20 protein-coding genes are annotated in these 20877 nt (G+C 62.5%); 8 read left to right on the top strand and 12 right to left on the bottom strand.

The window, feature by feature from the left end; genetic code table 11:
- Positions 1-176 precede the first annotated feature (176 nt).
- Positions 177-1091: a phosphotriesterase family protein gene (locus tag EFD55_RS30485; RefSeq protein ID WP_125850504.1), complete on the top strand. Its 915-nt coding sequence runs from the start codon at positions 177-179 to the stop codon at positions 1089-1091.
- 196 nt (positions 1092-1287) lie between these two features.
- Here EFD55_RS30485 and EFD55_RS30490 read toward each other — a convergent pair whose 3' ends face one another.
- Positions 1288-2247, bottom strand: coding sequence for a LysR family transcriptional regulator (locus EFD55_RS30490; RefSeq protein ID WP_245438640.1), 960 nt, complete (start codon positions 2245-2247; stop codon positions 1288-1290).
- Positions 2248-2306: 59 nt separating this feature from the next.
- Here EFD55_RS30490 and EFD55_RS30495 point away from each other — a divergent pair, with 59 nt between their 5' ends.
- Positions 2307-3167: an NAD(P)H-binding protein gene (locus EFD55_RS30495; RefSeq protein WP_125850506.1), complete on the top strand. Its 861-nt coding sequence runs from the start codon at positions 2307-2309 to the stop codon at positions 3165-3167.
- 234 nt (positions 3168-3401) lie between these two features.
- Here EFD55_RS30495 and EFD55_RS30500 read toward each other — a convergent pair whose 3' ends face one another.
- Entirely contained in the window at positions 3402-4814 is a 1413-nt protein-coding gene (locus tag EFD55_RS30500; protein ID WP_125850508.1) for an aminotransferase-like domain-containing protein, read from the bottom strand.
- Positions 4815-5015: 201 nt separating this feature from the next.
- Between EFD55_RS30500 and EFD55_RS30505 the strand changes: the two genes are divergently transcribed.
- A complete protein-coding gene (locus tag EFD55_RS30505; RefSeq protein WP_125850510.1) occupies positions 5016-5879 on the top strand; it encodes a DMT family transporter in 864 nt (287 codons plus the stop codon).
- A gap of 178 nt (positions 5880-6057) precedes the next feature.
- Positions 6058-6501, top strand: a complete 444-nt coding sequence (locus EFD55_RS30510; RefSeq protein ID WP_125850552.1) for a DUF4168 domain-containing protein — start codon at positions 6058-6060, stop codon at positions 6499-6501.
- A gap of 217 nt (positions 6502-6718) precedes the next feature.
- On the opposite strand, the gene EFD55_RS30515 is transcribed toward EFD55_RS30510, so the two are convergent.
- The 7 genes from EFD55_RS30515 to EFD55_RS30545 form a co-directional block, all read right to left on the bottom strand.
- Positions 6719-7060 carry an antibiotic biosynthesis monooxygenase family protein gene (locus EFD55_RS30515; protein ID WP_125850512.1) on the bottom strand — a complete coding sequence of 114 codons (342 nt, stop codon included), beginning with the start codon at positions 7058-7060 and terminating at the stop codon, positions 6719-6721.
- Positions 7061-7128: 68 nt separating this feature from the next.
- Positions 7129-7506, bottom strand: a complete 378-nt coding sequence (locus EFD55_RS30520; RefSeq protein ID WP_125850514.1) for a VOC family protein — start codon at positions 7504-7506, stop codon at positions 7129-7131.
- Between the two features lie 75 nt (positions 7507-7581).
- Complete coding sequence (locus tag EFD55_RS30525; RefSeq protein ID WP_125850516.1) at positions 7582-9006, bottom strand: hypothetical protein; 1425 nt, start codon at positions 9004-9006, stop codon at positions 7582-7584.
- A 475-nt stretch (positions 9007-9481) separates the two neighbouring features.
- Positions 9482-10489 (bottom strand): alpha/beta fold hydrolase, encoded by a 1008-nt coding sequence (locus EFD55_RS30530; protein WP_205909813.1) that lies wholly within the window; start codon positions 10487-10489, stop codon positions 9482-9484.
- A gap of 83 nt (positions 10490-10572) precedes the next feature.
- A complete protein-coding gene (locus tag EFD55_RS30535; protein WP_125850518.1) occupies positions 10573-11553 on the bottom strand; it encodes a carbon-nitrogen hydrolase family protein in 981 nt (326 codons plus the stop codon).
- A gap of 22 nt (positions 11554-11575) precedes the next feature.
- Complete coding sequence (locus EFD55_RS30540; protein ID WP_125850520.1) at positions 11576-12457, bottom strand: alpha/beta fold hydrolase; 882 nt, start codon at positions 12455-12457, stop codon at positions 11576-11578.
- A gap of 239 nt (positions 12458-12696) precedes the next feature.
- A complete protein-coding gene (locus EFD55_RS30545; protein ID WP_125850522.1) occupies positions 12697-13641 on the bottom strand; it encodes a LysR family transcriptional regulator in 945 nt (314 codons plus the stop codon).
- Between the two features lie 146 nt (positions 13642-13787).
- Here EFD55_RS30545 and EFD55_RS33975 point away from each other — a divergent pair, with 146 nt between their 5' ends.
- The 3 genes from EFD55_RS33975 (at position 13788) to EFD55_RS30555 (ending at position 16741) form a co-directional block, all read left to right on the top strand.
- Positions 13788-14132, top strand: coding sequence for a hypothetical protein (locus EFD55_RS33975; RefSeq protein ID WP_245438642.1), 345 nt, complete (start codon positions 13788-13790; stop codon positions 14130-14132).
- 51 nt (positions 14133-14183) lie between these two features.
- Entirely contained in the window at positions 14184-14516 is a 333-nt protein-coding gene (locus tag EFD55_RS33980; protein WP_281040003.1) for a phosphotransferase, read from the top strand.
- A gap of 554 nt (positions 14517-15070) precedes the next feature.
- Entirely contained in the window at positions 15071-16741 is a 1671-nt protein-coding gene (locus EFD55_RS30555) for a globin-coupled sensor protein (protein ID WP_125850524.1), read from the top strand.
- Positions 16742-17002: 261 nt separating this feature from the next.
- On the opposite strand, the gene EFD55_RS30560 is transcribed toward EFD55_RS30555, so the two are convergent.
- From EFD55_RS30560 to EFD55_RS30570, 3 genes are all read right to left on the bottom strand, one after another.
- Positions 17003-17389: a cupin domain-containing protein gene (locus tag EFD55_RS30560; protein ID WP_125850526.1), complete on the bottom strand. Its 387-nt coding sequence runs from the start codon at positions 17387-17389 to the stop codon at positions 17003-17005.
- A 146-nt stretch (positions 17390-17535) separates the two neighbouring features.
- Positions 17536-17802, bottom strand: a complete 267-nt coding sequence (locus tag EFD55_RS30565) for a DUF2277 domain-containing protein (RefSeq protein WP_125850528.1) — start codon at positions 17800-17802, stop codon at positions 17536-17538.
- A gap of 301 nt (positions 17803-18103) precedes the next feature.
- The gene (locus EFD55_RS30570) at positions 18104-19315 is read right to left on the bottom strand and encodes an ROK family protein (RefSeq protein ID WP_125850530.1); all 1212 of its coding nucleotides are present in this window, start codon (positions 19313-19315) and stop codon (positions 18104-18106) included.
- A 197-nt stretch (positions 19316-19512) separates the two neighbouring features.
- Here EFD55_RS30570 and EFD55_RS30575 point away from each other — a divergent pair, with 197 nt between their 5' ends.
- The gene (locus EFD55_RS30575; protein ID WP_125850532.1) at positions 19513-20799 is read left to right on the top strand and encodes an ABC transporter substrate-binding protein; all 1287 of its coding nucleotides are present in this window, start codon (positions 19513-19515) and stop codon (positions 20797-20799) included.
- Positions 20800-20877: the final 78 nt, after the last annotated feature.

Consider the following 20877-nt stretch of genomic DNA (forward strand, 5'->3'; position numbering starts at 1 on the left):
GGTGGCGGCAGCCGGATGAGGGGGCTGCACGGCAGGCATCCAAACAGCGCTTGCGCAGCCGCTCTCTGCCAGTGAACGATTGATTTCATCATTTGGCGATCTAGTTTCGCGGCAGTGTCGAGGCTTCGCGCCAGCGGGGGGCTGGACGCAGAGTTGACGTGACCGGGGGGAAGAGTTTGAAACATCTGCGCACGACGCTCGGGCCCAAGCGCAAATCCGAACTTGGGATGATCCTGCCGCACGAGCACGTCTTCGTCGATCTCAGAACGCCCGACCAGCCCGGCTATGCCGAAGCCGAGATCGAAGACGTCGTTCGACTGATGGCGCCCGAAATCGAGCGGATCAAGAGGCTCGGGGTGACGGCGCTGGTGGAATGCTCGACGGGCGGCGTCGGACGTCGTGCGGATATCGATCTTGCCGTGTCGCTTGCGACGGATTTTCCGATCGTCGTTCCCACCGGCAACTACCGTGAACCCTGGATTCCGGAATGGGTCCGCCATGCTTCCGAGCAGGAGATGGAGGCGTGGATGCTGCGCGAGCTGACGGTGCAGATCGGCGAGACCGGGTTCCAGGCAGGTTGGATCAAGCTCAGCGCCGGCGATGACGGCATGACGGCGCTCGAAACGAAAATCCTGCGGGCAGCCGCGCGCGCCGCAGCACAGACTGACGCCGTCATAGGCAGTCATACGATCCGGGGACGGGTTGTCATGGATCAGCTCGATATCATCGAGGCGGAAGGTTATCGGGCCGACAGGTTCATCTCGATCCACACGCAGGAAGAAAAGGACTTCGCCTATAATGTCGCCGTTGCCGAGCGAGGCGCCTGGATCGAATATGACCATGTCGGCCGGGCGGGAGATGACGAGGTGGCGGAGCTGGTGATCAAGGCGCTGGAGGTGGGCTGCGGCGACCGCCTGTTGCTCAGCCATGACCGGGGCTGGTTCGATCCGGCGCTGCCGATGGGCGGGACGCCCAAGCCGTACACCCATCTCTCCACGGTCCTGCTGCCCGAGCTGAAACGGCGGGGTGTGGACGACGCAACCCTGATAGGCCTGACCCATGACAACCCGTTCGAGGCTTTCGCCCGATAAGGGGAGTGGCAGCACGGCTAAATCCGCGCCTGTGCTGAAGCAATTCTTGAACGTACAGGCGAATTTACTCCGTGCGCCGGCGGTGAGCCTCGTCCTGAGGGCGAGGGACGAGACGTGGGTAACCGGTGTCCGTCACCACGTTGTCCGTGCCGTCCTAAAGGCTCCTGTTGATCTGAGCCGGACGAATGACAGCGGTTTACCTCATCGTGGCCTCGCTGCGGCAGACATCGATGAATGCACGCAGCGGCGTGGATGTGAAGCGCCTTGGATAATAGAGGCGTGGCCCCTCCTGCTCAGCCCACCAGTCGGGCAATACGGGAACCAGGGTCCCGGCACGCAAGTCATCGTCAAGCCAGTTGCGGAACGTGCCGATGATACCCAGCCCGGCACGGGCGTAGCTCAATCCCGTGTTCAATGCGTTCACGCTCAGAACCAGGCGCGTCAAAGGCTTCACATTTGCCGTTTTGTCTCCGTTTCGCAACGCCCAGGGAAGAAGCGGTCCGCCGGGCAGCCTGTATCGGATCGCGTCATGGTCCGTCAGTTGGGCTGGATTTTCAGGTTGGCCGTGCTCCTCGATGTAGGACGGTGCCGCTGCAAGCGCCATCTGCTGGAGACGAGGACCAATCGGAATGGAGATCATGTCTTTCTCGATAGACCCGCCATAGCGGATGCCCGCGTCCCATCCTGCCTCGACGATGTCGACGAGACTGTTCTCCACTACGATCTCGACTTCTACTTTCGAATGCCTTTGCTGGAATTCCACGATGAGACGCGGCAGGATATCAGGCATGACCGCACCGGGAACGTTGAGTTTCAAGCGTCCTTGTGCGACGTCCGCCGAGCGCGTCGTTTCCAGGCAAGCCGCGTCCATTTCGATCATTAAAGGCTGGATGCGGCTTGCCAGTGCCTGACCTTGTTCCGTGGCCCGGATACTCCGGGTGGTTCGCAGGAGAAGCGGCACACCGAGTTGCTTCTCGATCCGCGAAACCGTCGTGCTTATTTTCGAAGGCGCGACGCCCAGCCGTTTTGCTGCAGCCCGGAAACCTCCTTCGTTCAGCACAGTCAGAAACACCTGAAGGTCGTTCGGCGACACATTGTTCTTCATGGAGAACAGGCTATTCGAGATCTGGCCGATTATCAATGAAATGAACTGCAATTAGGTTGGTTTCCGCAGCCATCGTCCGAACAATGGCATCAAACTGAAGGAATAGAGCAATGTTCATCGTCACGGGTGCCTCCGGCAAACTCGGCCGCAAGGTCGTGGAAAACTTGCTGCTTCATGTGCCTGCCGACGAGATCGGCGTCAGCGTGCGTGATCCGAAAAAAGTTTCGGATATCTGGGCAAGCGGAGTTCGCGTGCGCCAAGGGGATTTCAGCGACGCCGCCAGTCTGCGCCACGCCTGGGCCGGTGCCAGGCGTCTTCTCCTGATCTCATCCAACGCCGCTGCAACAGGTGGCGACCCATTGGAACAGCATGCTATCGCCATAGGTATCGCGCGCGAAATTGGCGTGGAGCGCATTTTCTACACAAGTCAGGTGTCAAGCTCCGCTACTTCTCATTTCCCGCCTGGCCGAGATCATGCCGCCACGGAGACGATGCTGGCGGAGTCGGGAATTGCCTGGACGGCCATGCGTCATGGTTTCTATGCGGCAAGTGCGCTGATGATGAACAAACGCGGTTTCGACGCGGGCAAGCTGGAAGGTCCTGAAGACGGCAAGGATGCATGGGCGACGCATGACGACCTCGCGGCCGCCGATGCTGCCCTGCTCGCCGGGAACGAGGTGATCGACGGCCCCACCGCGCCGCTGACGGGCAGCGAGGCGCTTGATCTTGCCGATATCGCAGAACTCGCAGGCAGATTGCTGGGCAAGCCGATCGCACGGACAGTTGTGAGCGAGGAGAGCGTGGAAGCGACAGCGCGCAACGCAGGCATGCCGGCTGGCTCCATTGCCGTCATGCTGGGATATTACCGCGCAGCTCGTGCGGGGGAATTTAGCGCCGTTGACCCGACGCTGGCGAGGATGCTCGGACGTGCGCCCGAGACCATGAGCGCGTTCCTGAAGGCCAATTACTAGTGCCGTTTTCTTTGCACAATCGGTCGTTTTGATGGGTGGGGTGATGAAGAGAGGGGTGTGCCGTGCGGCCCCCTCATCCGACCCTTCGGGCCACCTTCTCCCCGAGGGGAGAAGAGGGAGCAAGGCGCGGAGCTTCGTTCTTAAGAACGGCCTTTGTGGAGGCGAGACATTTCGGCATCTCCCTTCTCCCCTCGGGGAGAAGGTGGCGGCAGCCTGATGAGGGGGCCAGGCCCTCTACCTCGCCAACACATCCCCCAACACCTCGAACACCCTGGGATCCAGCGTCTGCGACACGTTGAACCGCATGAAGTTCGTCGCCGACTGTGAGAGGCTGAAGGCGTTTCCCGGGGCAAGCACGATCCGCTTTTTGAGGGCTGCCCGTGCCACGTCAGCGGCATCGATGCCGTCGGGCAGGCGGCACCAGAGGAACATTCCCGCCTGGGGCTCCAGCCACGGGGTGATGCCCAAGCCCTTCAGTCTCGCTGCGACCTCCCCCATCGTCCGGGCCAGCCGGTGTCTCAGCGTCTCCATATGCTTGCGGTAGCCGCCGTCGCTCAAGGCGCTCAGCACCAGCTCGGCCGTCATCCGACCGCCGCCGAAGGAGGTGGCGATCTTGAGGTCGGTGAGGCCGTCGATCCATTCGGGTTTGGCGGCGACGAAGCCGCAGCGGGCGGAGGCCGAGAGCGTCTTGGAGAAGCTGCCGATATGGATGACGCGCTCGAGCCCGTCGAAGGCGGCAAGGCGCGGGGCCGGCGTATATTCGAAATCGGCGAAGATATCGTCCTCGACGATGGTGAGATCGAACTGGTCGGCGAGTTTGAGGACCCGGTGGGCCGTGACCGGGGAAAGCGTTGCGCCTGTGGGATTGTGGATGGCTGAGTTGGTGATGTAGAGCCGCGGCCGATGTTCGCTGACGACGTGGGCGAAAAGCTCGAGATCGGGGCCTGACGGCGTGTAGGGCACGCCGACGATCTTTGCCCGGTGGGCGCGCAGCAGCGCATGGAAATTGAAGTAGCAGGGGTCGTCGACCAGCACGGTGTCGCCGGGTTCGAGCAGGAAGCGGCAGATGAGGTCGATCGCCTGCGTGCCGGAATCGGCCAGCATGATCTGATCCGGCGAGGCTTCGATGCCGCGCTCGCCCATGCGGCGGGAAATCAGTTGGCGCAGCGGCGGCAGGCCGAGCGGCGGGCTGTAATCGGCAAGGGCAGCCCCCTCTGCGCGGGCAAGCGTTCTGAGCGCCCGGCGCATGCTATCGCCCGGCAGCCAGGAGGGCGGCAGCCAGCCGCAGCCGGGCTTGAGATCGGTTTCATCCGCCTCCAGCGATTGCCGGGAGATCCAGAAGGGGTCGACCGCCCGGTCGAGCTTCGGCCCGGCCTCGGCCAGCGCGAAGGGCGCCGCCTGGTTGGCGACATAGAAGCCGGAACCCGGCCTCGAAAGGATCGCGCCCTCGGCGACCAGGCGCTCATAGGCGTCGACGACGGTCGAGGTCGACAGCTTCATGCTTGCCGCCAGGCCCCGCACGGAGGGCAGCCTTGCCCCCGGCGTCAGGCTGCGCCCGGCGATGCGCTGGCGGATCGTCGCCATTACAGTCTCGACGCGGGTGCGCCCAGCCATCTCTTCGTTCATCTGTACTGCTTCCAGAGCCATAACAGTTTTGCCAAACCGTATCAGACCGTCACTGTCATGACCATCCGTGCCGGCGGATAAGGATTGTCGCGCGTTGCTGTGAAACCGATTCAGGTAACGCGCCTTAGATCATTGTTTTCGCGCATGTTCGTTCTCGCAAGGATCGCCGCGCGGTTTTGGACGGCATGCCTTTGGAAGGGCGTGCCGCGCATGGAGCGCAAGATGGAACGCATGACGGCAGGATGGGTCAACGGTTTGATCGGAGTGGTGATCTTCAGCGGCTCGCTGCCGGCGACGCGGGTGGCGGTGGCGCAGTTCGATCCCGTTTTCCTGACGGTCGCGCGCGCTGCGATCGCGGGGCTGCTGGCGCTCTGCCTGCTGATCGTCTTCCGGCAGAAGCGGCCGGCGGGGCGCGAGATCCTCTCCCTTGCCCTCGTCGCGCTCGGCGTCGTGGTCGGCTTTCCCTTGCTCACGGCGCTGGCGCTGCAGCATGTCACATCAGCCCATTCGATCGTCTTCATCGGCCTCCTGCCGCTTGCGACGGCGACCTTCGGGGTGATCCGCGGCGGCGAACGGCCGAAGCCGGCCTTCTGGATTTTCTCCATTCTCGGCAGCACGATCGTGGCGGGTTTTGCCGTGGCGCAAGGGCTGAGGGCCTCGCCGGCCGGCGATCTCCTGATGCTGGCGGCCGTCCTCGTCTGTGGCCTCGGTTATGCCGAAGGCGGCAAGCTGTCGCGCACGCTCGGCGGCTGGCAGGTGATTTCCTGGGCGCTGGTGCTGTCGCTGCCGGTGATGATCGCGGTCGCATTCCTCTACCGGCCGGCGAGTTTCGCCGGGATCGAGACGCCGGCGCTCGTCGGCCTTGGCTACGTCTCGCTGTTCTCCATGCTGATCGGCTTCATCTTCTGGTATCGCGGCCTCTCGCAAGGCGGCATCGCCGCCGTCGGCCAGCTGCAGCTGCTCCAGCCCTTCTTCGGCCTGGCGGTGGCCGCCACCCTTCTGCACGAGCCGGTGACGTGGGCGATGCTCGGCGTGACGGTCGCCGTCATCTTCTGCGTGATGGGCGCGCGAAGGTTTGCGCGTTAGTCGCTGAGCTCCGGTCGCCGGTCACAAAGCTGCCGCTCAATCGTCAGCAAATAACCCCGTTATCGCCGCATCGAGCCCATTTCAGGCTTCATCGTCGCGACCTCGCCAGCCTGTGAGAGGCTGAGCGATCGACCGAGGCGGTGTTGCCGCCGTTCAAATCACCGGAAAAGGAATGAAAATGATCACTCGTTATACATCCCTCGCAACGATGACCGCCGCGGTGTTCAGCCTTCTTGCATTCAGCCCGGCATCGGCCGTTGAAATGGCGCAGGCGCAGCAGCCCGCCCAAGGCCAGGCGCCGGTGCAGGGACAGGCGGGCAGCAACGGGGCGGCCGCGCCCGTCAGCGATCAGAAACTCGAGGCCTTTGCCGTTGCCTATCTGCAGGTCGACAAGGTCAGGCAGGAATATTCCGCCAAGATCGACGCGACGAAGGATGAGGCTGCCAAGCAAAAGCTGCAGGATGAGGCCAAGAAGCAGATGGTCGACACCGTCCAGGCCTCTCACGACATCTCCGTCGAGGAATATTCGTCGATCCTGACGGCAGCGCAGAGCGACCCGGCTCTCGCCAAAAAGGTCCTGGAAAAGATCGGCACCCCGCCGCCGGCGCAGCCGCAGAAGTAAGGCGTTACGTTCGACGCCCCGATGTTCGCGAGGGAGGCAGCGCCTGCCGTTTGGCCGGGCGCTGCTTTCCACTTCAGAACGTCGGCTCCGTTGCCAGTCGTGGGAGCCCGCCGTCATCCGGTGATGCGGAAATTCACTGGTATCGTCCGGCCGGCAATCCAGACTTGAAGAACCTCACAGTGGTCGGACATCACGACCTCCCATCCGGTGCGAAAGGCTACTCCTTGGCGTGCGTTCCATCGAATCCATAGGCTCTTTGAACGAGCGCCACCCGGATTTCGTAACGCGAGTACCAATCCGCGCGGCCCCGGCGTTGCGCTTCGACGTGATCGACGACGGCTTTCCAGGCCCGGATACTCTCCTCGTCCTGCCAATAGGAGTTGATGATGCCGAAACCATCCGGCCGGCGAGCGCTTTCGAAACCGAGAAAGCCGGGCTGCTGTTTCGCCAGGTCCACCATGACGGCGCCGATTTCACCATAGCCGTCTTCGACCTCCGTTCGTTGCGAGGAGAAGCAGACCACATAATAAGGCGGCGCAGGCAAGGTAGCGATAGACATGACAACCTCTCATCACTGTGGGATTGGTCCAGGCTCGCGTATTTGCGAAAGGCGCGGCGGTTTCCGTGTTATCGCACATCCACCCGCCAGGGCGGCTCGATGCGGTTCTGTCCGGCATAATAGAGGATGATACGGTTGCCGCCCGGATCTGATAATTCCGCCTCGCGCCAGAGCCAGCTTTTATCCTCAGGTCCACTCGCGAAGCGAAGGCCGGCACTGCTCAGTCGGCTGACCGTCTCGTCCAGGTTCTCGCACTCGAAATACACCGTGGTTCCGCCGCCGCCACTCTCGCCCTGATGGAGGGAGAAGGTGCTGTCGCCATCAGGACAGACGAAACGCGCATAGCGGGGGCGGGCGTCCACGACGGGTTTGAGACCGAGCGTGCGGTAGAAGTTCCAACCCGCATCCAGGTCAGGCATCGTAACAGTCACTTGGTTAAGGCGCATGATCTATCCCCTTAACTGAGCATTACCGCCCGGCAACGTATTTCCTGGTTCGGCTGTTTGGCACAGCCCATTCCTTCATGGCGTATCGAATTTGAAGATCGGACGCCCGTTGAGCGTGAAGGCTTCGCCCGGATGGTAGAGATAGGCGGCGCAGGCGCGGGCGAGGCGCATGGCGAAGTCATTGGCGACGGAGAGGCGGGCTTCACCGCTCGGCGCCTGCTGGACGAAGGCCCGCAAAGCCTCCTGATCGCCCTTGGCGAGGAGAAGTTCCGTGACGATGCCGAAGGTTTCCAGATCGGCGGCGAGGATCGGCGAGACGGCGCCATCGCGAACCTTGGCTGCCATCTCGGTCCAGCGCGGCCAGTCGATCTTGTTGGATAAATCCTCGGGTTTTGGCGGTATGGTATCGGCTTCGCCTGTGAGGTAAGGCTGCAGCGTTTCGACGGCGAGCAGGCGATCTATGACATTGCGGACGGTGAAGACAGCTGATGTCCTGACGTAGCGATTGCCGTCATAGGGTCTGGAGTCGAAAGTCGTCTCGATCGCCGATCGCCCGGAGAGAGCCACGGCGGCTCGATATTCAAACAGCCACGCGGCATCCATCGTGCCGCTCCTCCTGACCACGCCCTTATCCAACATTGACAGGACCAGACGCTCAGCAACGCGAGCCGCGATCTCGTCCTCGCGGTCAACTGCCCTCATGTGCTGCAGAAAGCTCTCCTGGGGCTCGAACGCTGCGCCCGCCATGATTCGCTGGAGCCGCTCCTCCTTGAGCGTTTTAGCCGCTTTGACCCTGGGATGGCCGACCATGGCCCCCGCAAAATTGGCGTAGTAGGTCAGCTTGTCCAGGTTGTCCTTTGCCCCGCCGCGCGCCATGAATCGATGCCATGCCAGGGGATCGGTTTCGCTGGCGGAGACGGAGTTTGCGATATCATTCAAGCCGTGGGCTTCCGCCGCCTGGACGACCCTCTCCTTGAATTCGTCCGGCTGATCGGCGATGGCAGCGGCAACGATGCCGCCCTCAACAGTGAACGCTTGGCCCGAATCGTTGAGCGGCATGAAGGGAGTAGCGGCGAAGTGCTTCATCAGCACGTCTTCGCCGCCTTCCTGCAGCAGCAGCGCTCGGATGCCGGATATGCCAATACCCGAAAAGGTTTGGTCGAATTTCGCGCCAGCCGAGACTTGAATGGCCTTGTAGCCGAAATGGTGCAAGTACCAAGCCCCGGCGAGATCGTCGACGGACGCGTATTTGTTTTGCTGAAGCAGGTTTGCCAGCAGGACGGGGATTTGCTCGTCGGGAAGCGGCGTATAGCGGATCTTCAGATAGGCGGCCTCGGCGCCATACCTGTAGGGAGCCGATGGCGCGAAGGTGGCCCAATCGGCAAGCACGATATCGCTGAAGGCGAGGATTGTTTCTCTTTGCGGGCAGAACTCATCCGACGCAAGGGCCGGCGAGGCGAGGCACGACAATAGAAGAAGGCTGAAAAATCCGGTCAACATACGAAGCATCGTCAATCCCTTGCGGTTCCCCCAAATGCAGCTCCTGAATCGGAGCGCGACCGCCGGTCGGAGGATAGGCGGTGGGCGGGTGCACGGCAAGGGGATGACACGGAGAGGTGGTGGGTTTTGCTTTGGTTTGGCGGCAAGAATTTTGGGGCGGTGAGGAATCTATTTGGGACCGGCGAATTTCGCCGCAGCAAAAACATAAAGACTTCTATGACTCCAGGTGCGCGAAGGGAGATTTTATTGGGGAAGTAGAAATTATCATGCGTGGTTTCATTCGTTGTTTTTTGATTGGGCCATTCATTTCAATCTTGTTGTTTGCCAGCCTCGTTCTGTTGTCCCCTGCAAATGCCGCCGCGAATGAAGACAAGCCGGAGGTTTGGCCTGCCGTTTCGGCGGGCACTGCTTTCCGCCAGCTTGCTATGCACGTGAGCGCTGACCGTTTGGGGAAGGCCAGCGCCGCTGCGCCCCATCAGGGATTTTTCTGCCAGAAGGCGAGGACCGAGTTCGTGAACTCATCGGGGCATTCTTCCGGCAGGAAGTGCCCGCAACCCGGCAGCGCACCGCCCTCGACATGATCGCCGATCGTCGCGACGGCAGCGTGCAGCCTGTCGGCAAGTCCATCACCACCGCCGAGTGCCAGCACCGGCATCGTCAACCGCAGCTTGGCGCGTGCTTCCTCCCGCGCGACCCCTTCGGGGCTGAAAGCAGCACGATACCATTCGAACCCGCCACGCGCCGCGCCGGGAGCGGAGAACACCCTGACATATTCGTCGATCGCCGCGGGCTCGATCGCATAGTTGCGCGTGCTCTTGGTCTGAAATAGCCAGGTGAGATAGGCGCGCTCATGCCCTTGCACGAGCACTTCGGGAAGGTCGTGCAGCCGGTTGAAGTCGAATTGCCAGAGCTTGAGGTTCAGCGCCTCGCTCGGAACGCCCGACGGCAGCGGCGAGACGCCCAGGATCGGGGCCTCGGACAGCACGAGCCGTTTGACGTCGCCGGGATAGGTGACGGCATGTGCATGGGCGATCCATGTGCCGACATCATGCGCCACGATGTCGACGCCGCCGGGGCGGTTCAGCCCGGTCGCCGTGAAGAAATCGTGCAGGTCACGGGCCGCGGTATCGAGGTCATAGCCTGTCTGCGGCTTGTCGCTGTCGCCGAAACCGCGCGGCTCGATCACATAGACCTGCCGCCCGGCGGCGGTCAGCAGCGGGATCATCTTCCGCCACGCAATCCAGCTTTCCGGCCAGCCGGGAAGCAGCACCACCGGTTCGCCCGAGCCAGCGACCACATAGTGAAAACGCACGCCATTCACGCGGGCGACGTGATGCACGACGTCGGCGAAGGGATCGGTTTGCGAGACCTGTGCCGTGGCAGCCGGAGCGGCGGATTGCGACAGCACCGGCAAGGGTGCGAGCGCCAGCAGCGAGGCTGTAAGGCCAAGCAATATCTTCGAGGTCATGTCGAATCCTTTCATGGCAACACCGTTTCCGCGGGCGGGATGACTGGCTGCTGCATAATTGTTGAGGGATCGGTTTGGTCGGGCGCGGTGCCGCCGCATCAGCAGACGTTCGTGCCGTGCCCGGCATCGATTGCCGGATGCGCGGCACGCTCATGGGCATAGGCAGCAGGCGTGCGGTCGATCAGCAGGCTGAGCAATTCCGGACGGGCATAATGGCCGCGCATGTCCACCACCTGCTTGCGCCGGTCGATCCGCGTGAAGTCGAGGTCCACGATGATCTCGCCCTCGCCCTCACGCAGCGGTTCGGCGAGCAGGCTGCCGTCGGGCGCGACGATCGTGGTTAAGCAGCCGCCAGAGATCGGTTCGATTGCGCAGCCGGTGTCGTTCATGATCTCAGCCTGCTGGGCGGAGTCGAGCCAGGCCGTCGCGTTCACCACGAAGCAGCCGGACTCCAGCGCATGCTGGCGGATATTGATTTCCATCTTTTGCGCAAAAGGCTCGCCGAAGCAGGAGCCCGGATACATGGCCGAATGGATCTCTTCGCCATCGGCTATCAGCGCATAACGCGCGAGCGGATTGTTGTGCTCCATGCAGGCGAGCTGCCCGATGCGGCCGACCTTGCTGTCGACGGCACGCAGACCCGAGCCGTCTCCCTGGCCCCAGATCATTCGCTCATAATGGGTGGGCGTGATCTTGCGGCGGCGCTGGATCAAGCTGCCGTCGGCATCGAAGAGCAATTGCGTGTTGTAGAGGGTGCCGCCGTCGCGCTCGTTGATGCCGATCGACACCACCATGCCCGTCTCCCGCGCCGCCTTGGCGATCGCCTCGGTCGCTAGAGAGGGCACCGTCACTGCCTGGTCGAGCAGCCTTGCGAACTCGGTGCCATAGAGCTGCTGCCACGGCGTCTGGACCGCGGCAAAGTAGGGATAGTAGGGCACCAGGGTCTCGGGGAAAGTGGCAAACTGCACGCCTTTCCGGGCGAGCTCATGGATTTTCCGGACGACCTTTTCGACGGTCGCTTCACGGCTGTAGAGCACGGGGCTGATCTGAACGGCCGCGGCTTTCACGATGGTGTTCATGATGTTCACTTTTGGTTGGGGATCATCGGAAGGAGGCGCGAATTTCTTCGATTGTCTGCTTCTGAGCCTGCAGATGCGGGTAATGTCCGATGCCGGGGAGAAGCCTGAGGTCCGCCCGGATCCGATCCGCGAGTTCGATCCCCATTTCCTTCTTGATGTAGAGGTCTTCGCTGCCCCAGACCACGGTCACTGACGTCGCGAGCCTTGCCAGATTCGCTTCGAAATAATCCTGGTCGCGCGTGAAATGGGAGTAATAGTGATAGAAGGCGTCCACCGAGGTCATTTCGCCATGGCTCCAGCCGAGTGCCATGTCGTCCCGGAATTCGCGTGACAATTCGTAGTGGGCCTGCTTCGGAAGACCGCGCCAGAATGTATTTGCGAGAATCTTCTCGCGATTGGCGTTCATGAAGGCCCGAACCTGATCGGAGGCGGGCTTCGACTTCAGCGCCTGGAGGTTCTCCCACATATAAGCCGGCCGGTCGAAGGGCGCGAAGTCGCCGACGATGAGCGATCTCGCGATGCCGGGCTCCTCCAGCGCAAGCAGGAGAACCGGCAGAGCACTGATGTCGGTCGCGTAGATGGTGAGCGTCGACCGGTCGATGCCGGCGCGATCGACATAGTCCTTCACGACGCGTGCATAATCCCGCGGCGCATAGGAGAAACGATCGGCCGGCGGGCGCGACGAAAGCCCGAAGCCAGGCCAGTCGAAAGCGTGGACTTCATAATCGTCGGCGAGCGCAAGCGCGATGTCCTTCCACGCGTGGAGGGTTTCTGGAAAGCCGTGCAGAAGGAGCACGGTCCCTTTCGACTCCTCGGGATGGATGACCATTCTGCGGAGCGTGATGTCGGTATCGATCGCGATGGAACCGATATCGACCTTCGGCTGCTGCCTATGCTGCGGCATGTCATTATTCCTGGTTCTTGGCGGTTGCTGAGAGGTCGCCCTGAGCGTCTACGTGCCGGCCGGCCTTGTGATGCCGAAGATAAGCGGCAGCACCCCGCAGCTGGTAGAACGGGAATGCGAGAGTCAGGCTCTCGAATCCGACAAGCCCCATGCAATTTCAGGCCCCAACCAATTCCAGGCCCCATGCAACTCCAGACAAGCGCGAGGCGATTATGCCCGGAAGTGCGCAAAACAAGGGATTAGAGTTGTTCTGAGCTTTCGTGAGAGCCGTATGGCTCCAGTGGCCCGGCCGATTCCCCGCAGCAGGCGGCGCGCAATCGTGGCGCTGCAAAGTCGATGAAGGCGCGCACTTTCAGCGGAAGCAGTCCTTGTCTAGTATAGACGATGTGCACCGGCCGCGCTTCGCCGTCATATTCGGTCAGGATCGGGACGAGCGCGCCCGACTGGAATTCATCCCGCAGCTGATAATCGAACAGGCGTGCGATCCCCACGCCGCTGAGCGCCGCCATCAGATTGCCGGCCGCCGTGCTGACCGAAAGCCTCGTGCACGGGGCCGCCACCAGTTCGTCGCCGCCGACATGATAGGTCCAGAATTTGGAGGGATTGCCGAAGAGGATGCCGTCATGGTCAATCAATTCGAGCGGATGTTGCGGCGTTCCTCGCCGGTCGAGATAGCGGGGACTTGCACATGTCAGCATTCGATAGTTGCCAGCCCTGGCGGCATGGAGCGCGCTGTCGGCGAGAGGCCCGAGGCGAATGGCGATGTCGACCTGCTCGTCGATCAGATGCACCATCCGATCGACGGCAAGGAAGCGGACCGTGACATCGGCATATTGCTCCATGAAGGCAAGCACGATCGGCTGGACAATACGCGCGCCGAATTCGACCGAGGTGGTAATCGCCAGTTCGCCGCGTGGCGTCTGGTACTCGCCCGAGGCGCGCCGCTCGGCCTCGTCGAGATCGGCGACGATCCGCCGCGCCGCCTCGACATAATCACGCCCTGCGCTGGTCAGCTGTATATTCCGGCTGGTGCGAACGATGAGCGTGGTGCCAAGATGCCGTTCCAGCTCGGCGACCTTGCGGCTGACGCTGGGAAGCGGTGCATTGAGCTTACGGCTGCCCGCCGACAGGCTGCCGGCATCGACGACCGCAAGAATGACCCGCATTGCGTCGAGACGATCCATTCCGCCCCCCAACAATAGGCGCCCCGTCAACGCCCCAGACCAGCCGTCTGTCCGGGCGGTGAAAGGCCATCCGATCTAAAATAGCAGGATCTTTTCTCGGGACCACCCACGCCCTAGTCCTGAACTCAGAAACCGGAGGCACCGCAATGACCGAAATCGGCCGGCTGCTTGGCTCGGGCAAGGAGGCTGAGGTCTTCGAATATGGCGCGCTGGCGCTCAAGCTCTACAAGCACGCCGCCGCCAAGGCGTCGGCGTTCAGGGAGGGGGCAAACCTTGCGATCGTCGAAAGGCTTTCGCTGCCGGCGCCAAAGGTTCATGCGGTTGGAGAGTTCGACGGGCGTTGGGGCGTGGTGATGGACCGCGCGCCCGGTTCCTGTTTTGCCGAACGGTTCGTGTCCGCATGTGCGCCGTTTGAGGAGATGGCGCAGTTGCATCGGAGACTTCACCAACAGTCCGACGATGGTTTGCCGTCTTTGACGGCAAGGCTTTAGGCCGCGATCCGGCGGGCCGAGGGCCTAGATGCTTCGTCGAGACACCGGCTTCTGTCGGAACTGGAATCTCTTCCCGATGGCGACAGGGTCTGCCACCGTGATTTTCACCCCTTCAACATTCACGGCGCGGGGCAGGCGGCCATGATCGTCGATTGGCTCGACGCCTGCTGCGGCAATCCGCTGGCCGATGTCTGCCGGACCTATCTCTTGCTGCGCCATGCGGTGCCGGAACGGGCGATGGACTATGTCGAGACCTATGCTGCGATGTCAGGCGCCGAGGTCGGCGCCATCCTGGCCTGGCTTGCCCCGATCGCCGCCGCCCGGCTGACGGAGGGTGTTGCAGACGAGAATGACGAGTTGCTGCGGTTGGCCGGCGTCGCTTGATCTGGCGCGAAGGCGCCGCTCGGGCCGGGGATGCCTTGGTTTCCATCGCCCCGGCCTTTTGCCGTCGCGTCACCTCGAGAACCATGTCGAGCGGAGTCTGGGCCGCGCGCTTGATATGGGTGGAGCCGCCGGCGCGGATGACGTCGCCGGATCTCAACGGGACGCCATTGCCAAGTTGGCGCCGATCTCGAGCAAAACTCGATTTCGATGGAGGCGTGGCGAACGAAAAAGGGTGAGTCGCTGCAACTTGCGGGTGCGGATCTAAGTTGTTGAAATGCAACTCATTTTGCAGTCTGTATAGCATCCGATCGGACGATCATCTCTTGTAGCGGAAGCATTGCGCCGAGACGATATCCGAAACCGGCACTTCTATCCAATGCGCGCACGAAGAGTGCCGGCCTGTCGAGGCCATTTACCTCTTGGAAACCATAGGGCCATCAATTCGATCTTAGCTGACGGGCGTGGGACTGCATGACAGGCTGCAGGAACAAGGGTTTCGGGGATGGATTCCCGCTCCGCATCGTTTACCGAATTCCGTTTCCAAGGGGGCATCAATGCAGAACAATTCCCATGCGCATACCGGTCTCCACTCTCATCAGCGCGCCGCTTCCGGGCAGGCTGATGCCGCCGCGCAAGGCCAGAACATCGAACGCCGCCTCGAATTCATGGGGCTCGACGAAGAGGGGCGCGCCGGCATCCGTTCACTGAAAGCTCTGATCGCGCGGGAACTGCCGCATGGTCTCGACAAATTCTATGCGCAGTTGCGCAACAGCCCCGAAGTCAAACGCTTCTTTTCCTCCGACGATCACATCGCCCGGGCCAAGGGCGCCCAGCTGGGGCATTGGGCCCATATTTCCGACGGCAATTTCAGCGAGGATTACGTCGGCAAGGTCCGCACCATCGGCACCGTGCACGCCCGCATCGGCCTGGAGCCGAGATGGTATATCGGCGGCTACGCCATCATCGTCGATCATCTGATCCGGAGCGCCGTCGAGGAGATGTTCCCCCAGGGGATGTTTTCCCGGAAGAGCATGAAGCCGGCGGAGTTCGGCAAGGCGCTCGCGAGCCTGGTCAAGGCCGCGATGCTCGACATGGATCTCGCCATCTCGGTCTATATCGACGAGGCCGAAATCGCCAAGCAGAAGGCGCAGGCGGAAGCGATCGCTAGCGAACAGAAGCTGGTGAGCGATTGCTTCGGCAAGGCGATGGCCGCGATCGTCGCCAAGGATATCAGCTACCGCATCACCGATGAGCTGCCCGCCGCCTATCACCGGCTGCGCGATGATTTCAACAACGCGCTCGAGCAGTTGACGGGCACGATCCGCGAGATCGATTCCGCCGCCGCGCAGATCAACGCGGGAGCGCAGGAGATCCGCTCGGCGGCCGACGATCTCGCTAGGCGGACCGAGCAGCAGGCCGCCTCGATCGAGGAGACGGCGGCCGCACTCGAAGAGATCACTACGACGGTCAGGGATTCCAGCCGGCGCGCGGAAGAGGCGGGCGATCTGGTCGCCAAGGCGCGCACCGGTGCGGAAAGATCCGGCCGGATCGTCGAGCGGGCGGTGACGGCCATGGGCGCAATCGACAGCTCCTCACGCGAAATATCAAGCATCATCGGCGTCATCGACGAGATCGCTTTCCAGACCAACCTGCTGGCGCTGAACGCCGGCGTCGAGGCCGCGCGCGCCGGCGAGGCCGGCAAGGGATTTGCCGTCGTTGCCCAGGAGGTGCGCGAGCTTGCCCAGCGTTCGGCCAAGGCGGCCAAGGAGATCAAAGCACTGATCAACACCTCGGGCGAGCACGTGAAGACCGGCGTTTCGCTGGTCGGGGAGACGGGAGAGGCGCTGACCGTCATCGCCGACGAGGTCAAGGAGATCGACCGCCACATCGGCTCGATCGTCGAAGCCGCGCGCGAGCAGGCAACCGCGCTCGCCGAGATCAACATGGCCGTCAACGCCATGGACCAGGGCACGCAGAAGAACGCCGCCATGGTGGAGGAATCCACGGCCGCAAGCCACGCGCTGGTGCGCGAGATCGGCCGCATCGCCGACATGCTCAGCCTATTCAACATCGAAAAGACGTCCGCCTCCCAGGCGCGGCGACCGGCGCCGGCAAAACCTGCGGATGCGGGCTCTCCGGCGCGCGAACTCAGGGCCAAGGTCGGCAAGGCGTATCAGGCGCAAGGCAATGCCGCGCTGGCGAGCGGTCAGTGGGATGAGTTTTGAGGGTGTTGTTTGGGGATGAGGGATTAGGGAAGAGTGTTGGCTAACGTTGTGCCGTGCAGCCCCCTCATCCGGCTGCCGCCACCTTCTCCCCGCCGGGGAGAAGGGGATGACGCACCGCCGGATACATATTGAAGCAAGCGGTAGATCGAAGCGAGGCGCCGCCACGCGTCCCTTCTCCCCAGCGGGGAGAAGGTGGCGGCAGCCGGATGAGGGGGCCACACGGCACACCTTTGAATGTCAGCGACGCCAACCCCAAGCAGCTTACTTGGCAGGCACGACCAGCGGCTCACCCTTGCGGACGATGTAAGTCGCCAGTTCCGACGCCTTGCCGTTGCCGACGTTCTTTGCGGAGTGGACGGTGCCGGAGGGAATGAACAGGGATTGGCCGGCCTTGAGGGTCACCGGCTCCCGGCCTTCGAGCTGGTATTCCAGCGTGCCCTCGATGACGAAGGCGATCTCTTCGCCAGGATGCGAATGCTTCGGCGCGAGAACGCCGGGCGCGAAATCGACGCGCACCTGAACGGCTTCGTGGCCGGCCACATCGATATCGTTCTTCACGAGATCGGTGCGCTGCAGCGGCTGTTCGGCATGCGCTGCCGCGGCGGTGCCGAGAGCGAGGGCGAGCGCTATAACCTGGATCGTTTTCATCGTGTCATCCTTCCTGACTCGACCATTCTCGGCTCATCGGCCGCAATGGGATTTCACTCGATGATTGAACCAGGGATGTGTCGGGAAACCCGCATTTTTGTAAGCCAGTGTATCTGCACTGACTTTCCCGTGAGGGCGGGACCTTCTTACGCGAACCGCATCGCGGTCCTCGCGCGCGCCTTCGCCGCGACTTCCTCGCGGTCGCGAGGCGGTTGAGACGTCTCCATTGAATCGAGCAGTTCGCGGGCGCAGGCAGCGATCGAACTGACCGCGCGTTCGAACGCGGCTTCATTGCGCTTCGACGGCTTGGCCGCTCCGCTCAGCTTCCGCACGAACTGAAGCGCGGCATCATGAATCTCTTCATCCGTTGCTGGCGGATCGAAATTGAACAGAGGTTTTATGTTTCGGCACATGGCTTGCTCGCGGTCGTTTTTCTGGGGCTCGGTATAAAAACTAGTCGCGTGAGAGCGAAATGCAACCGGCCACCAACATTCGACGGCAACCGTAGCCCCCTCATCCGCCTGCCGGCACCTTCTCCCCGAGGGGAGAAGAGACTTGTGGCACTGTCGAATACACATTCAAGCCATGGCGGTAGACCAAAGGCGAGGCGTCACCGCGAATCTCTTCTCCCCAGCGGGGAGAAGGTGCCGGCAGGCGGATGAGGGGGCGGCACGGCATGCCCTGCCTGACAGAGCCAACCTGCTGTCACACCCCTCAAGCCGCTGAGGTCGAGCCTCTCACGTCAAGCGTCCCAACATCCGTCACCCCGCCCGATGACTCGAAGTCGAAGATCTTCTGGGTCACCAGGGCGGCCGCACCCCTGGCCCAGGAGTTGTCTTCCCAGTCGGGCAAAAGCGGCGGCGCGGCGCGGAAGGTGCGGGCGGCCAGCGCCTCGCGGAGCGGAATGAGGAAGGGGTCGCCGAGGGAGACGGCTTCGCCGCCGGCGACGATGACTTCGGGGTCGGTGATGTTGACGAGATTGGCAAGCGCGGTGCCGATGCCGCGGCCGGAATCGGCGACGAGGGCGGTCGCGGTGGCATCGCCTGATGCGAGCGCCTGGCAGAGTTCGGGCAGGCCGAGTTCCTCACTGCTGCCGGTCGCCTCGCGCCAGCGGCGCAGCATCGAGAGTTCGGAGTGATAGGCCATCAGGCAGCCGCGCTTGCCGCATTCGCAGAGGCGGCCGTTCTCCTCGAACAGCGTGTGGCCGAACTTGCCGGCGGCACCGTTTGCGCCGCGATAAAGCTTGCCGTCGATGACGAGGGCGCAGCTGATGCCGACGCCGACGGCGAGCACCGCCATGTTGCGGTGCTGGCGGCCGAGGCCGAAGAGCTGCTGGGCGATGGCATAGGCGTTGGTGTCGTCCTCCAGCCAGACCGGCACGTGGACGCGGCTTGCGACCAGCGAGGCGAGGGGGACGTTGTCCCATTGGAAACGGTGGCTGCGCACGCAGGCGGTCTGCTCGTGGTTGATGACGCCGGGCATGGAGATGCCGATGCCGGCAAGCTTGGCTTTCGGCCGGCCGGCGAGTTTCACCAGTTCAGGCACGGTGCCCGCCAGAAGGTCGGCGACGGCATCCGGATCGTGGTCGGCAAGGCTTACGCGCATGGCGGCGACGGGGTTGGTGGCAAGGTCCGTCGCCACGCATTCCACCGAATCCACCATCAGCTTGAAGCCGAGGGCGAGCGAATGCTCGTAATTGATCTCGACGGGGATCGGCCGGCGGCCGGTGAGGCCGGGCACGGTCTTGCCCTCGATGACGATGCCTTCCTCCAGAAGATCTGAAACGACGAAGGTGACGGCGGCGGGGCTGAGGCCGATCACCGTCGCGATATCGGCACGGCTGCGCGGCCCCTCGCGCCGGAGAAGGTTGAGGATGAGGCGTCGGTTCATGGCTCTCGCCGTGGTCTGGTCGCCTTTGAGCTTCACGATGCATTCCTTAATTTTGTAAATTAATTATTGCGGGCGGTTTCGATTTATGCATAAGTTCGGCCGTCGATCAACTGAGCCAAGCGGATTATACGCCTGAGATCATGAACGGATCGGCACGTTGAATGCCTGCGAGCGCGTTCCAAGGAGGAGGCCGCTCGCCAGGCAGTGTTGATCGATCAACTGGGAGGAATTCAATGGCATTTTCGAAGCAATTTCCGGCAACCACGCGCAGAAGCTTCCTGAAGGGGGCGGGCATGGTTTCCGCAGCCGCCGTCACAGGTACGGCGGTCGGCAGCTTTCCGATCCCCGCGATCGCGCAGGCGCAGGACGTCACGATCATTTCGTCCGAAAACAATGCCGCCGCACTCGATGCGCTGAAGACGATCGCGGCTGGTTTCGGCAAGGAAGCCGGCGTCAACGTCGTCATCAACAATATGGACCACGAGGCCCACAAGACGGCCATTCGCAATTATCTCGTCGCCGGCGCGCCTGATATTTGCTTCTGGTTTTCGGGAAACCGCATGCGCGCCTTCGTCAAGCGCGGCCTGTTCGACGATATTTCCGATCTCTTCGAGAAGGAAAAATACAAGGACGTGTTCGGTGCGACGGTCGGCGCCGTCACCGATAACGGCAAGCAATACGGCCTTCCCACGGGCGGCACGCTCTGGGGCATGTTCTACCGCAAGGACGTGTTCGAGCAGTACGGGCTGACGATGCCGAAGACCGCCGAGGAATTCATGGCCTATGGCGACAAGTGCAAAGCGGCAGGCATTACGCCGGTGGCGATGGGCACCAAGGAATTGTGGCCGGCGGCCGGCTGGTTCGACCAGATGAACCTGCGCATCAATGGGCTGGACAGGCACATGGCGCTGATGAACGGCGAGATGAGCTATCTCGATCCGGCGCTGACCCCGGTCTTCGACCAGTGGGAGGCGATGATATCAAAGGGCTTCTTCACGCCGAACCACACCTCCTTCGGCTGGCAGGAGGCGGCGGCGCTGCTGGCGCAAAAGAAGGCCGGCATGATGAACCTCGGGGCCTTCCTGCGCTCGGCCTTCACCGAAGAGGACCTGCCGCAGCTGACCTATGCGACCTTCCCGGTGCTCGACCCCAAGATCGGCCATTTCGAGGAGTTCTCGGTCAATTCGGTCCATATTCCGGCCAAGGCCAAGAACAAGCAGGGCGCGCGCGATTTCCTCGCTTATTTCTACAAGCCGGAGAATCTGGCGATCTATATGGAGCCCGGTGGCAACGTGCCGCCGCGCCACGACCTGCCGCCGAGCAAGGATCCGCTCGTCAACGTCGCCGTGGAGACGATGAAGACGGTGCAGGGCGCCTCGCAATATTACGACCGCGACAGCGATCCCGACATGGCCCAGGCCGGCCTCGTCGGCTTCCAGGAGTTCATGGCCAAGCCCGAACGGCGCAAGGCGATCCTCACGCGCCTCGAGGGGACGCGGAAGCGGATTTATAAGATCTGAGGGCTCTCCCAGAGGGGCAGGCCGAACTGCTCCTGCCTGGGGAGTGGGGATCTCTCCACTCCCCAGGGAAGGCTTGAT

The organism is Rhizobium pisi (assembly GCF_003938655.1).
Lineage (GTDB): Bacteria > Pseudomonadota > Alphaproteobacteria > Rhizobiales > Rhizobiaceae > Rhizobium > Rhizobium pisi.